The following is a 12,679-nucleotide window of genomic DNA, read 5'->3' as shown; positions in this document are numbered from 1 at the left end:
AATAAAAATATGCTATACTAAAGAAAAAAGAAAACAACTACTAGGGGTGCGTAAAGCTGAGATTAACGACTGTTAGACCCTTTGACTCAATCTAGGTAATGCTAGCTGATGGAAGTGGAAATGATAATGGGGACTAGCAGTCTTCTATTGCCTTCCTGAAACAGATTAGCTTGTTCTTAAGAATACAAACTTCAGTTGGTTGGGAGGTTTTAGATGACTTATTTACCCGTTGCTTTGACCATTGCAGGTACTGACCCTAGTGGTGGTGCTGGCATTATGGCTGACTTAAAGTCGTTCCAAGCTAGAGATGTCTATGGAATGGCTGTTGTAACCAGTCTTGTCGCTCAAAATACCAGAGGTGTTCAATTGATCGAGCACGTTTCTCCTCAAATGTTGAAAGCCCAATTGGACAGTGTCTTTTCTGATATTCCACCTCAGGCTGTAAAAACTGGGATGTTGGCAACTACCGAAATCATGGAAATCATCCAGCCCTATCTTAAAAAGCTGGATTGTCCCTATGTTTTAGATCCAGTTATGGTAGCGACTAGCGGAGATGCCTTGATCGACTCAGTTGCTAGAGACTATCTCAAAACAAACTTACTACCTCTAGCAACTATTATTACGCCAAATCTTCCTGAGACAGAAGAGATTGTTGGTTTTTCAATCCATGACCCCGAAGACATGCAGCGTGCTGGTCGCCTGATTTTAAAAGAATTTGGTCCTCAGTCCGTTGTTATTAAAGGCGGGCATCTCGAAGGCGGTGCCAAGGATTTCCTCTTTACCAAGGATGATCAATTTGTCTGGGAAAGCCCACGAATTCAAACCTGTCACACCCATGGTACTGGATGTACCTTTGCTGCAGTGATTACGGCTGAACTAGCCAAGGGCAAGAGCCTTTACCAGGCAGTTGATAAGGCCAAGGCCTTTATCACAAAAGCCATCCAAGACGCCCCTCAACTCGGTCATGGTTCTGGCCCAGTCAACCATACAAGCTTTAAAGATTAAAAAAACTCTCTAGTTCCCACTTTAAGGGAATTAGAGAGTTTTTATACTCTTCGAAAATCTCTTCAAACTACGTCAGCTTCCATCTGCAACCTCAAAACACTGTTTTGAGCTGACTTCGTCAGTCTTATCTAAAACCTCAAGGCAGGGCTTGGGGCAAGCTGCGGCTAGCTTTCTAGTTTGCTCTTTGATTTTCATTGAGTATTAGTTAGGAAATAATGTCATGCAACTTTGTTAAAAAGGCTTGCGTTTTTGCCTCAATATCTTCTGCTTGCATCAAATCACGCACTACAGCTACACCAGCTATACCCGTGCCCATAAGCTGATCAATATTCTCTGATGTCAAGCCGCCAATAGCAACTACTGGAATGGCGACCGTTTGACAAATTGTTTTCAAGGTTGAAATCAGGGTGATAGGTGCATTTTCCTTGGTGGTAGTTGGGAAAATGGCTCCTGTCCCCAAGTAATCTGCACCTGATGTTTCTGCTTCCAGAGCTCTTTTAACCGTTTTAGCGGTGACACCTAGGATTTTATCAGGTCCCAAGACTTGTCGGGCAACCGAAACGGGTAATTCATCATCTCCGATATGCAGACCTGCTGCATCAACCGCAAGACAAACATCCAACCGATCATCGATTATCAAGGGTACCTGATAAGCATCTGTTATTTCCTTGACTTGTTTTGCCAGCTGATAATATTGATTGGTTGTGAGATTTTTTTCTCGCAATTGGACTATGGTAACCCCTGAACGGCAGGCAGTCTCAACTTTTGCAAGAAAGCTTTCCACGGAATCTTGATAGCGATTGGTTACCAGATATAGTCTAAGTGCTTCTCTATTCATAAACCTCTCCTTTGATGGCATCTAACCAGTTTTTATCTCTCCTTAGAAGCGAAAGCTGATTGAGTACTCGGTAACGAAATTCTTCCAATCCCATTCCTTGAACAACTATTCTCTCAGCAGCGATATTGAGATAAGAGACTGCTAGGCAAGAAGCTTCAAAACCAGTTTTTCCTTGGCTGAGAAAAACGGCTGTCAAGGCTCCAACCAAGTCTCCTGTCCCTGTTATCCAGTCTAATTCTGCACAGCCATTTCCCAGTACAGCGACCTGATTCTTCGAAACGATGAGGTCCTTGGGACCTGTGACTAAGAATGACATACCAGGATAGGTCTGACACCAGTCTTTCAAGACTTGAAGCAAATCCTCCGTTTCTTGATCTTTAGCACTCGCATCGACCCCAACGCCGTGATGTTTTAAGCCAACAAGACTTCGGATTTCCGACATATTTCCTTTAAGGACCGTAGGTCTATAATCTAAAAGGTCTTTAATTAAGCTCTTACGAATGGATGAAGCTGTTACGCCAACCGCATCTACTACCATTGGGAGAGAAACTTGAGCTGCATAAGAAGCTGCCAAACGGATTGCTTTTTCCTTCTCAGCTGACAAATGCCCCAAATTGATGAAGAGAGCCTGACTTTGCTTAGTAAAATCAAGAACCTCACGGGGATCATCTGCCATGACAGGTTTGCATCCCAGAGCCAAAATCCCATTTGCCAGCATCTCACAAGAAATCTCATTGGTCATACAGTGAATAAGAGAACTCGTTCCCAGAGGAAAAGGATTTATCAATTCCTGCATCATTCTATCCTTTCACCAAAGAAATATCCCTGCACTTTTTTAAAGAATTCCTGCTTGATTAAAAATCGAAAAGCAATAAAGGAAATCGCTGTACCAATCAAGGTTGCTCCGAAAAATCGAGGAGTGTAGATAAACCAGCTAAGCTTAGCAGCCGATCCTGTAAAGAGTACCATAACAGGATAGGAAACAATAGAACCAATAATACCTGTTCCCACAATTTCTCCCAAGGCAGAAAAGTAAAATTTTCGACCATACTTATAAAAGAGACCTGCCAGGAGGGCTCCAAAAGTTGCTCCTGTAAGAGCTAAAGGTGGAATCCCTTGAGTTGTCATACGGATAAAAGCTGTCACTGTAGCCATAGCCAAGGCATAAACAGGTCCCATCATGATTCCTGCTAGAATATTGACTACACTGGACATCGGTGCCATTCCCTCAATCCGAAAGATAGGTGTAAGGACTACATCAAGGGCAATCATCATAGATAAAATGGTTAATTTGTGAACTTGTAATTGGTGCTTTCTCATGTTTATTATTCTCCTTTTTCTAAAGACTGTAAATCGCTCTTCCATGTCTGGTGTTGGTAGGCCATTTCCCAAAACTTGGCTTCCATATGAACACTGATGTGGAAGGCATCTAACATTTTTTGCTTGTCTGTATCATCACTTTCGCGATAGAGCTGATTGACCAATGCTCCCTCCTCTCTGATCTGCTGCTCTAACTCATCCGTAATATAAGTTTCAATCCATTGTTGGTAGAGAGGATTTGGTGATGGTTTAAGATTAAGTGATTTGCCTATATCATGATATAGCCAAGGACAAGGCAGCAAGCTCGCAAAAGCAATGCCCAAGTTTGGCTCTGCAAATTGCCGATAAATATGAGAAATGTAATGATAACAGGTTGGAGCGATTGGATGTTGCTCCATTTCCTGATCGCTGATTTCCAATTCCTTGAAAAATTGTTGGCGGATAAATAACTCACCCTCCACTAGACTCTGAGCATTTTGTTTCAAGAGTCTTTTCATCTCTTGGTTTGAAGTCTTATCAGCCAAGAGGTGATAGGCTTCTGAGAAGGCCTTCAGATAGTAGGCATCCTGAATCAGGTAATAGCGGAAAATGGCAGGGTCTAAATTTCCCTCTTGTAACTGTAATACAAAGGGGTGATGAAAGGAAGCCTGCCAAGCTTCCTTTGATAATTCCATCGCAATATCTGTAAATTCCATAATAACTCCTTTATAAAAATAGACTGGTTTGAAGTAATAAAAAGAAAAACAGGTAGATAAATATTGTCCTTTGAGGAATATAAAAAGTCCGATAGCGATTCTCCACCTGTGCATGTTCGTCATATCCATGCGCCGATAGAGCTCTCAGGTAAAGATGGCGCCACCTAAAGACCGTCATCAGAACCTTACTGTAAATCAAGGGCGACCAAAAATGTAGTTCTTGACCGCGTAATAGGCAAGCTTCTTTGAGGGATTTGATTTCTTTCTGGATAAGGGGAAAGGAATTGAATACCACAATCAAGGCATAGGCCCATGACCGTGATAGCCCCTTTTGAGCCAAGTACAAGAGAAGCTCTTTTAGGGAAATAGAAGAAATAAAGACAAGGCCAATACAAACGGTCACAAAGGCCCTCGTTCCAAGCATGACTGCCTGTGAAGCATCTCCGTGTAACTGAACTGCCCAGTAGTTGGCAAAAGATGGTAAAATGGCAAGTATGATCATCCAAGCTAACATTTTAAATCGACGGTAATAGAGCATAAAGAGAATACAAAATGCGACTACCGAAAGATTCAGAGCAATCGAAGGAATGAAAGATGTTTCCAAGGATAAGATCAGCAAGAAGAGACTGATAATTGGTGTCTGGGTTGCTACTTTGACCACACTATCTCACCTCCCCTTGAGTATTGCTACTCTGAGATGTGAGTGGTTTGGCAATGGTCACTTCTTTCACATGACTGAGACCCTGACTAGTCATCTCAATCCAATAATCAACCACAGAGATCAAAGGATCTAAACGATGGCTAATGATCAAAAAACTTCTTCCTTGATTCCTCTCCTCCACAATCCACTGACAGAAATAATGGCAGGCTCTATCATCCAAACCTGCAAAAGGTTCATCTAGCAAAATCACGGAAGCCTTACTAGTCAAGATGGTCAAGAGCTGAAGAATCTTTTGCTGGCCACCACTTAATTGATAGGGACTCTTATCGAGTGACTGCTCCAGATCAAAATATCGTAAGGCTTGAAGAATACGCTGATTTCTTTCAGAATCAGGTCCATCTAATTGAAGTTCCTCTCGCAGACTGGCTCTGATAAACTGTTTCTCAGCTTCCTGAACAACACCCGTCAGGTCACGGTACAAACTCTTTTTCTTTTTCAGGACTGTCCCCTTCCAGGTAATGCGTCCCTTATACTTTTGAAATTGAAGAATGGAGCGAAAGAGGGTTGATTTCCCAACACCATTATCACCCAAAATACAGGAAATTCCTTGGTAAAATGTAAAATCCGCAATCGAAAAGAGGGAGCGCTTATCCAGCTCACAAGTCATTCGATCCATATGGAATAGTTCTGAGCTAGAACCAACTTTCTTTGAAGCAACCTGTGTCATCTCAGAGGTGGGGATTTGAAACACTTCCCTTAGTTGGCCATCTCTTAGCCCCACCATATGGTCGATATAGGCTTCATAGTCCGTTAAATCATGGTCGCACAGGATGACTGTCTTCCCATTAGAGACCAACTCTTTTAGAATCTCCAAGATTTCTATCCTACTCTTGCGATCAATGGAAGCAAAGGGCTCATCCAAGAGATAGACCCTAGGATTCATGGCAAAGAGAACAGCCAAGGCAGCCTTTTGCTTTTCCCCACCTGATAAGTGATGAATGGGACGGTGCAAGATTGCCTTGCAGCGACATTGCTGGACCACCCCTGCTATTTTAGAATCAATCTCTTGAACAGGATGACCGATATTTTCCAAGGTAAAAACCAGCTCCTCAAACAAGTTCTCCATGGTAAATTGATGATTGGGATTTTGAAAGAGAATACCAACCGTCTGGACACGTTCGATGATAGAAAGCTGACTGACCTCGCTCCCATCTATCAGTACTTGACCTCTATAGGGAAGAGAACTGACTTGGGCAATCATTTGAAAGAGACTCGATTTTCCAGAACCACTGCTCCCAACTAACAAGGTAAAGGCTTGATCATGAAAAGTAAAATCAATCGGTTCCGAAAAAATTGGGGACTGAATCTCCCGTAATTCCAGACCCATCTATGCCTTTCCTCCAGTTGCAAACTGATGATAGAGTTTGACAATGGCACGAACCAAAATGGTACAGAAGAAATAAACAGAAATAAAACGTACCACAAGCAAGGAAAGGACAAACGGAAGTGAAAAGGCGTAGTAACCTAACTTAATGTATTCATAGATAAAGCTAACAAGCGTAATCCCAATACTATTAGCAGTTAGAGAGAGCCAACTTTCATAGCGATTCTTGGTTACGATAAAACCAAGTTCACTTCCCAAACCTTGAACCAAGCCAGACAAAAGGGCACCTAGACCGAATTGGCTACCATAAAGGACTTCAGCAAGCGCAGCTAGCACTTCTCCAATCGTTGCGCTTCCCACTCTTGGAACAAAAATGGCAGCAATGGGTGCAGCCATACACCAGAGTCCAAAGAGGATTTCATTGGCAAAAGCCTGTAAACCAAGAGGTGTTAAGAGTAGGCTGAGAATATTATACACATATCCTGAACCAACGAAAACCCCACCAAAAAAGATAGACAAGAAAGCAAGCAAGATAACATCTTTTAACTGCCATTTTTTCAACATAAAAAACTCCTTTTTTTAAAGAAAAGTGGGGCACTCAAGAAGACCGAACTAAATACTTTGTATCATCTTCATCCAGTTTCGTAAAAGAAAAAACTCTAATTACAGATAGGAATTAGAGTTCAGCTTACAAGATTAGACCGTTCTTTTCGACATACGAAAAAAACATTTCACATTTCCCTTCGCCAGTATTAACTGTATCAGGTTCAATGGGTATCATCTCAGCCTAAAGCACCCCAAATGTCTTTATTATTTAATTATGTGATTATTATAACACACATTTTATACTAGTTCAAGAAATTGAACTGGAAATACAGCCTTGCACTCTCAAAGACAGCAGATCTTTCTTGGGTTAGATAGATACCTATTGTTCACTCATTTCCCGAACAGTTTTTTCTATATTTTTTGCATACGATATTGCTGAAATGATTGAAACACCATCCATATTAGTCTTCATAATGTCTTTAATATGTTGCGTCTGTATCCCACCAATTGCAACTAAGGGCATTTGTGGCAATAGTTTTCTCATCAATTTAAGACCTTCATAACCTATAGCGCCACCAGCATCATCTTTTGACTGGGTATCAAATACAGGACCAACACCAACATAATCTACATATTCAACTTTTGACTGTTGAAATTCTTTCTCGTTCTTTATAGAAAGACCAATTATTTTATCTGGCATCAATTTTCTAATTTCATCAACACCAATATCATCTTGACCTACATGTACGCCATCAGCGTCAATTTTCATTGCCAAATCGATATCATCATTAACGATAAATGGAACATTATATTTTTTACAAAGATCCTGTAGTTTAATTGCTACTTCGACTTTTTCTTTACCTTCTAAGGCTCCCTCACCTTTTTCACGAAATTGAAATAAGGTTATACCACCTTTTAAGGCTTCCTCAACGACTCTATATAGATCTTTTCCTTGGCAAGTAGCCGTTCCACAAATAAAATATAGTTTTAGTAATTCTTTATGAAACATTTTACTTGACTCTTTTGAATTCCTTTACATCTTCATCTGAAATCTCGTATAAGGCATTCATAAATTCAACTTTAAATGTTCCAGGAAGATGTCCATTTGGACGTTTTTCTGCCATTTCTCCAGCGATATTGTAAACCAACATTGCTGTTTCTAATGATTTCAATTCTTGACCTTTTTCTAGTCCGATAAAGCTTGCTACCACTGCCCCTAATAAACATCCTGTCCCAATGACTTTTGGCATCATGGCACTACCATTATGAATCGTTACCACTTCTCCATTAACAGCAATGGCATCAACTTCTCCAGTCACTACTATTGGAATATGAAACTTAGCGTTGGCTGCTAGAGCAATCTCATCAATATTATCCACACCAGCACTATCTACTCCTTTAGATGCCACATTTATACCTACTAAAGAAGCAATCTCTCCAGCATTCCCCCTAATCGCAGCTAGTTTGTAATTGTTGATTAAATCATCTGCTACTTTTTTTCTATATTCTCCTGCTCCACAGGCTACAGGATCTAAAACTGCTGGGACATTATATTTCTCTGCAATTTTCAGAGCAGCTTGGTATAATTTCCAATTATCATCCGTTAAAGTCCCAATGTTAATCAATAATCCTCCAGCATATTTTAATAGATCTTCTAAGTCTGCTGGGTACTCGCTCATAGCTGGTGATGCACCTAGTGCTACTAATCCATTTGCTGTGAAATTTTTTACCACATCATTGGTGATGCAAATGACCAATGGTGCTTTTTCTTTTAATAATTTTAAACTTGTCATATTGAATTCCTTCCTTTTCACTTTATACGATCTACTGATTTCGGTTTATCTCTATCTTTCGTTAAGAAATTTTTCAGTTACATTGAATGATTTATACTCAATGAAAATCAAAGAACAAACTAGGAAGCTAACCGCAGGTTGCTCAAAGCACTGCTTTGNNGAAGTCAGCTCAAAACACTTTTTTGAGGTTGCAGATAGAACACCATACCTACGGCAAGGTGAAGCTGACGTGGTTTGAAGAGATTTTCGAAGAGTATTAACTCATCAAATTTGTAAATATCATGAGCCTTCTCTAGGCATCATAACCAATATCAAAAAAGGCTAATTCTAAAGCGACCGCTTGATTCCAGCGTTGCTGAAGCTCTGTCAAATCTTCTCGACCTTTTCCGACACGATTGAGTTCGTCAACCAGAAATTGAACCCACTCTGCAAAGAAAGGACCTCTGTGGAGATTGATCCATTCCGAATGAATATAGGCTTCAGGAAGAGCCAAAGCTTTAGAACCCCAGTCTAAATAGAGTCCTTCTGCAATGACCAGCATGACCAAAAGATGGGCATAGTCTGATGAAGCCACTGCCGAGTACATTAGATTCTGAAAGGCTTTTGTTACAGGGTGCAAGCTCACTTCTAGATAGTCATTCTCAGATACGTTTAACTCTTTGAAAGCCTTTTGGAAATAGCCATCTTCATCTGCTTCAAGAAAGCCTAGTTGTTTGGCAAAACGAAGCTTGGATTCAAGCTGGTCTGCGTGGGCTACGCAGGAACCCAACATGGATAAAAAGGCATCAAAGAAGTGATAATCTTGAATCAGGTAGTCTTTTAAGGCCTTATTCTCAATTGTCCCTGCAAAAAGTTCCTTAACAAAACGATGATTGATTGCAGCCTGCCAATCCTTCTGACTGCTTTTTAATAATTCTCCAACAGTCAAACCTGGCTGAAATGCATAAACCTGTGTTTCCATATTTACTTCTCCTCTCTTTACTTGTTAGTAATTAATAAAACACCAAGAAATACCAAGTAAAATCGTAATTCCACTTGATCCTTTTAAAGCACATCGAGGGCATTTACAGAGAGCTACCTAAACAAGCCTATCCAGTTTATATAAACAAAAAACTCCAATTACAATCAAGAATTAGAGTTGACTTACAAGATTAGACCGTTCATTTCACCATACGAAAAAAACTGTTCACATTTCCCTTCGCCAGTCTTAACTGTATCAGGTTCAATGGGTATCATCTCAGCCTAAAGCACCCCAAATGTCTTTATTATTTAATTACTAGACCATTATAACAGAAATTGAAAGCCCTAGCAAGATATTTGACCGAAAAATATCTTTATATAGTTTTTTATAGCGATTTATTCTTCCAATACACGAAGAAAAACCTCCACATTCAGTGGAGGCAATCTCTTTTATCAATACAATTTTAAGTCACGAGGGTCAACTGGGAAGGTTGGGTTGTATGGGTTGTGACGAAGTTTGAAGTGTTTGACATCTTCAATGGTCTGAGTTCCAGACAATTGCATAACTGTCTTCAATTCCGCATTCAAGTGTTCAAAGACTTGACGCACACCAACACTACCACCAAGAGCCAAACCATAAATAGCAGGGCGACCAATAGCTACCAAGTCTGCTCCTGAAGCCAAGGCTTTAAAGACGTGTTGACCACGACGAACACCAGAGTCAAAGACAATTGGCACACGTCTATCAACTGCTTCTGCCACTTCTTGAAGCGAGTCAAAAGCGGCTGGTCCACCGTCGATTTGACGACCACCGTGGTTGGTTACCCAGATACCAGAAGCTCCCGCAGCAAGTGAACGCTCAACGTCCTCACGGCATTGTGGTCCCTTGACATAGACAGGAAGTCCTGAGTATTCAGCGATAAATTCTACATCGCGTGGAGACAAGCGCTGTTTAGCTGATTTGTAAACAAAGTCCATTGATTTACCAGCACCTTCTGGTAGGTATTCTTCAACAATCGGCATACCAACTGGAAAGACAAAACCATTACGCTTATCCACCTCACGATTGCCCCCTACAGTAGCATCTGCCGTCAAGACAATCGCTTTATAACCTTCAGCCTTCACACGGTCCATGATGTGGCGGTTGATACCGTCATCCTTACTAAAGTAAAATTGGAACCAATGAGGTGTCCCTTGAAGGGCTTCAGAAATCTCTGGAAGGTCAACAGTAGAGTAAGAACTGGTTGTATAAAGAGAACCGAACTCATGCACACCACGCGCAGTCGCCACTTCACCCTGTTCATTCGCTAATTTATGAGCCGCAACAGGCGCCATAATGATTGGTGAGGATAGTTTTTCACCTGCAAATTCAATCTCTGTACTTGGATTTTCAACATCGCAAAGCGTATGTGGAACGATGAGTTTGTGGTTAAAGGCACGGATATTCTCTCTTAAAGTGAAAGTATCTTCTGCCCCACTAGCAATATAGCCAAATGCTGCTTTAGGGATCACTTGTTGCGCCATTGGCTCCAAATCATAGGTATTAATGAAATCTACATGCCCTTCTGCATTGCTTGTTTTGTATGACATAAACTGTCCTCCTTGATTAAGTAAGCGTTTGCTTTTTACTATACATCTATAATAACTCTTTTTTCAATCATTTTCAAGAGTTTTGCTTAAAAACAATCTTATTTTTCATACAATATATTAGCCCTACTTTCCTTAAACTCTAAACTTTAGTCTATATTAAGTGAATCGTTGAGATTTTTTGCTGCCAGGCATTTGAACTACTTTTTTATTTGCTGATTCTATCTACTAATGCTATAAAAACAAGTAAATAAGACACCAGAACATCCTCTAATAGGGCCTATGGACTTATATCAGTCCCATATATACTGTGTTTAAGCAAGATACTATCCTAGTTGACGCTAACTTCCTATCCCACTTATTAATTTTTTATTTATAGTGAATCTGAACAAATCAATTGGGGGATTCAAGTCAATTTCTAGTACTTTTTGAAAAGTTTCAACGTACTATCGTAAAATGAAATAAAACATGCGCAAATTGATTAGGGAATTTAAACCAATTTCTAACAATGTCTTAGAAATCAAAGTGTACTATTTCAACTGTAACCGCCCAATAACGAAGTATATTGAAAAATCTCCAGACTAGAGAACTCACGGATAGTTCCTAATCTGGAGATTTCTTATTTGCACTTTTCTTGTACAACTTTATTCCATGGTAAACAAGCCTCTAAAACCTCTTTGTTTACGAGAGTCTGCTAGTTTGGGGGTTGCTTCAAAAAATTTCCTTCTCACATGCGCCCAACATCCAACAAGTTCAGCTTCTTCCAGTTGACGATAAGCTTCTAGCGGTTCGCAGTTTACCAAGCTTAGCGTCGCCTTGCTCCTAAACCTTGGACTGCTATCGCATAGGCAGAACTAGAGGACTAAAGTCCTAAGTTACTGCCGCAACATGTCACAATGCACATAGCCAGAATAGTCTCCTAGGAATTCTTGTACTACTGAACCACTTCGACGCTGATCATGGTGGTAAAGCCTAATCCCTTGTTTCTCTGATTTTCCTGACAAAAAAGTCCAATAGTAGGTCAGATGGCTATCACTTTCTAAGACCCGATAAGAGGTTTCATCCGCATGAAGAAGAGCTTGTTCTAACAACTTTTCTCGTAAAAGCTTATAAAGGGACTCTAAATAATATTGACTCGCCTTGATATGCCAATTAGAGATTTCCTTACGTGTGATTGGTAAACCCATCCTAGCCCAATCTTCTTCTTGGCGATAATTGGGGACCTTCAGATTAAACTTCTGATGGATGGTATGAGCGATAATAGAAGCTGAGCCAAGGCTATGCGCCAAAGGGGCTTTAGGAATAGGAGCTTTCACAATTTTATCACTCGGATTTTTCTCACTGCATGCTTGGCATTTGTAAGAGTGTTGGATATGATCTATGCGTTTTAATTGCGCAGGAATAAAGACTAATTCTTGGCCTTGAAGACTCGCTCCAATCTCTTTTAGCTCTCCCTGACAGTCAGGGCAAATGCAGTCCTCTAAGCGATGATGAACTTCTTCTGAATCAAATTGGGCAAGAAGAGCTTGACGTTTCCCTTTAGCTTTCTTACGTTTATAGGTGATTTCTTCTCTTTCAACTGGGAACATCTCCATCTTCATCAGATGAAACTTCCTCCTCAAAAAGGCTGACTTGTCCAGATGGACAAACACTTTTCTCAGAGGATTTTCCATAGAGCTTTTGCGTTAGATAAGCCACTTGTTCACGCAGAAGGGTAAGTTCATTGGTGAGACTATCAATTGTAGCACTCTGTTGTTGAATGAGTTTTAATAAGTCTTTCATCATCTTCCCTCTCTATTTTCTAACTTTATTATACTAAAAAGAAAGTCCTCATTTCAATAGAAATCACGACTTTCTGATGAATTTATTTGGGGAGTGATAGAAAAGCCC

At 40.4% G+C, this 12,679-nt stretch carries 13 protein-coding genes, 1 pseudogene and 3 riboswitches; of the genes and pseudogenes, 1 reads left to right on the top strand and 13 read right to left on the bottom strand.

Annotated features, from left to right (window positions below):
* Nucleotides 1-32 precede the first annotated feature (32 nt).
* A riboswitch (TPP riboswitch) is annotated at nt 33-130 on the top strand.
* Between the two features lie 83 nt (nt 131-213).
* A complete protein-coding gene (thiD, locus tag HT736_RS10210; RefSeq protein WP_050262174.1) occupies nt 214-1,005 on the top strand; it encodes a bifunctional hydroxymethylpyrimidine kinase/phosphomethylpyrimidine kinase in 792 nt (263 codons plus the stop codon).
* Nucleotides 1,006-1,210: 205 nt separating this feature from the next.
* Here the strand turns inward: thiD and thiE (HT736_RS10205) are convergent, their stop codons facing one another.
* The 13 genes and pseudogenes from thiE (HT736_RS10205) to HT736_RS10140 all read right to left on the bottom strand — a co-directional run bounded on the left by thiE (HT736_RS10205) (nt 1,211) and on the right by HT736_RS10140 (nt 12,571).
* Nucleotides 1,211-1,843: a thiamine phosphate synthase gene (thiE, locus tag HT736_RS10205; protein ID WP_054388068.1), complete on the bottom strand. Its 633-nt coding sequence runs from the start codon at nt 1,841-1,843 to the stop codon at nt 1,211-1,213.
* Nucleotides 1,836-2,639 (bottom strand): hydroxyethylthiazole kinase, encoded by an 804-nt coding sequence (locus tag HT736_RS10200; RefSeq protein ID WP_138705137.1) that lies wholly within the window; start codon nt 2,637-2,639, stop codon nt 1,836-1,838. The genes thiE (HT736_RS10205) and HT736_RS10200 overlap by 8 nt, the downstream gene beginning before the upstream one ends.
* Nucleotides 2,639-3,163: an energy coupling factor transporter S component ThiW gene (gene thiW / locus HT736_RS10195; protein WP_054386266.1), complete on the bottom strand. Its 525-nt coding sequence runs from the start codon at nt 3,161-3,163 to the stop codon at nt 2,639-2,641. The genes HT736_RS10200 and thiW overlap by 1 nt, the downstream gene beginning before the upstream one ends.
* Before the next feature lie 5 nt (nt 3,164-3,168).
* Nucleotides 3,169-3,858 carry a thiaminase II gene (gene tenA / locus HT736_RS10190; RefSeq protein ID WP_172931011.1) on the bottom strand — a complete coding sequence of 230 codons (690 nt, stop codon included), beginning with the start codon at nt 3,856-3,858 and terminating at the stop codon, nt 3,169-3,171.
* Between the two features lie 10 nt (nt 3,859-3,868).
* On the bottom strand, nt 3,869-4,519 hold the full coding sequence (locus HT736_RS10185; protein WP_172931010.1) for a cobalt ABC transporter permease: 651 nt from the start codon (nt 4,517-4,519) through the stop codon (nt 3,869-3,871).
* 1 nt (nt 4,520) lies between these two features.
* Complete coding sequence (locus HT736_RS10180; RefSeq protein WP_172931009.1) at nt 4,521-5,906, bottom strand: ABC transporter ATP-binding protein; 1,386 nt, start codon at nt 5,904-5,906, stop codon at nt 4,521-4,523.
* On the bottom strand, nt 5,907-6,467 hold the full coding sequence (locus HT736_RS10175; RefSeq protein ID WP_172931008.1) for an ECF transporter S component: 561 nt from the start codon (nt 6,465-6,467) through the stop codon (nt 5,907-5,909).
* A 157-nt stretch (nt 6,468-6,624) separates the two neighbouring features.
* A riboswitch (TPP riboswitch) is annotated at nt 6,625-6,713 on the bottom strand.
* 115 nt (nt 6,714-6,828) lie between these two features.
* The gene (gene thiE, locus HT736_RS10170; protein WP_172931007.1) at nt 6,829-7,458 is read right to left on the bottom strand and encodes a thiamine phosphate synthase; all 630 of its coding nucleotides are present in this window, start codon (nt 7,456-7,458) and stop codon (nt 6,829-6,831) included.
* A gap of 1 nt (nt 7,459) precedes the next feature.
* Nucleotides 7,460-8,242 carry a hydroxyethylthiazole kinase gene (thiM, locus tag HT736_RS10165; protein WP_050262178.1) on the bottom strand — a complete coding sequence of 261 codons (783 nt, stop codon included), beginning with the start codon at nt 8,240-8,242 and terminating at the stop codon, nt 7,460-7,462.
* A gap of 292 nt (nt 8,243-8,534) precedes the next feature.
* Nucleotides 8,535-9,203 carry a TenA family protein gene (locus HT736_RS10160; RefSeq protein ID WP_023941460.1) on the bottom strand — a complete coding sequence of 223 codons (669 nt, stop codon included), beginning with the start codon at nt 9,201-9,203 and terminating at the stop codon, nt 8,535-8,537.
* Nucleotides 9,204-9,418: 215 nt separating this feature from the next.
* A riboswitch (TPP riboswitch) is annotated at nt 9,419-9,507 on the bottom strand.
* Nucleotides 9,508-9,655: 148 nt separating this feature from the next.
* Nucleotides 9,656-10,792, bottom strand: a complete 1,137-nt coding sequence (lctO, locus tag HT736_RS10155) for an L-lactate oxidase (RefSeq protein WP_000120708.1) — start codon at nt 10,790-10,792, stop codon at nt 9,656-9,658.
* Between the two features lie 641 nt (nt 10,793-11,433).
* Nucleotides 11,434-12,378, bottom strand: a pseudogene (locus HT736_RS10145) (transposase).
* The gene (locus HT736_RS10140; protein WP_031223067.1) at nt 12,365-12,571 is read right to left on the bottom strand and encodes a transposase; all 207 of its coding nucleotides are present in this window, start codon (nt 12,569-12,571) and stop codon (nt 12,365-12,367) included. Before HT736_RS10140 ends, HT736_RS10145 begins: the two are co-directional and overlap by 14 nt.
* Nucleotides 12,572-12,679: the final 108 nt, after the last annotated feature.

The organism is Streptococcus sp. 339, from assembly GCF_013277285.1.
Classification (GTDB): Bacteria; Bacillota; Bacilli; order Lactobacillales; family Streptococcaceae; genus Streptococcus; species Streptococcus pseudopneumoniae.
This window is presented reverse-complemented; position numbering and strand designations above follow the sequence as displayed.

What these genes read in the sequence shown, in the direction of transcription:
- thiM (WP_050262178.1), bottom strand. Translation starts at nt 8,242, where the DNA reads ATGACAAGTTTAAAATTATTAAAAGAAAAAGCACCATTGGTCATTTGC.
- thiE (WP_054388068.1), bottom strand. Translation starts at nt 1,843, where the DNA reads ATGAATAGAGAAGCACTTAGACTATATCTGGTAACCAATCGCTATCAA.
- HT736_RS10200 (WP_138705137.1), bottom strand. Translation starts at nt 2,639, where the DNA reads ATGCAGGAATTGATAAATCCTTTTCCTCTGGGAACGAGTTCTCTTATT.
- tenA (WP_172931011.1), bottom strand. Translation starts at nt 3,858, where the DNA reads ATGGAATTTACAGATATTGCGATGGAATTATCAAAGGAAGCTTGGCAG.
- lctO (WP_000120708.1), bottom strand. Translation starts at nt 10,792, where the DNA reads ATGTCATACAAAACAAGCAATGCAGAAGGGCATGTAGATTTCATTAAT.
- HT736_RS10180 (WP_172931009.1), bottom strand. Translation starts at nt 5,906, where the DNA reads ATGGGTCTGGAATTACGGGAGATTCAGTCCCCAATTTTTTCGGAACCG.
- HT736_RS10175 (WP_172931008.1), bottom strand. Translation starts at nt 6,467, where the DNA reads ATGTTGAAAAAATGGCAGTTAAAAGATGTTATCTTGCTTGCTTTCTTG.
- HT736_RS10140 (WP_031223067.1), bottom strand. Translation starts at nt 12,571, where the DNA reads ATGAAAGACTTATTAAAACTCATTCAACAACAGAGTGCTACAATTGAT.
- thiW (WP_054386266.1), bottom strand. Translation starts at nt 3,163, where the DNA reads ATGAGAAAGCACCAATTACAAGTTCACAAATTAACCATTTTATCTATG.
- HT736_RS10160 (WP_023941460.1), bottom strand. Translation starts at nt 9,203, where the DNA reads ATGGAAACACAGGTTTATGCATTTCAGCCAGGTTTGACTGTTGGAGAA.
- thiE (WP_172931007.1), bottom strand. Translation starts at nt 7,458, where the DNA reads ATGTTTCATAAAGAATTACTAAAACTATATTTTATTTGTGGAACGGCT.
- thiD (WP_050262174.1), top strand. Translation starts at nt 214, where the DNA reads ATGACTTATTTACCCGTTGCTTTGACCATTGCAGGTACTGACCCTAGT.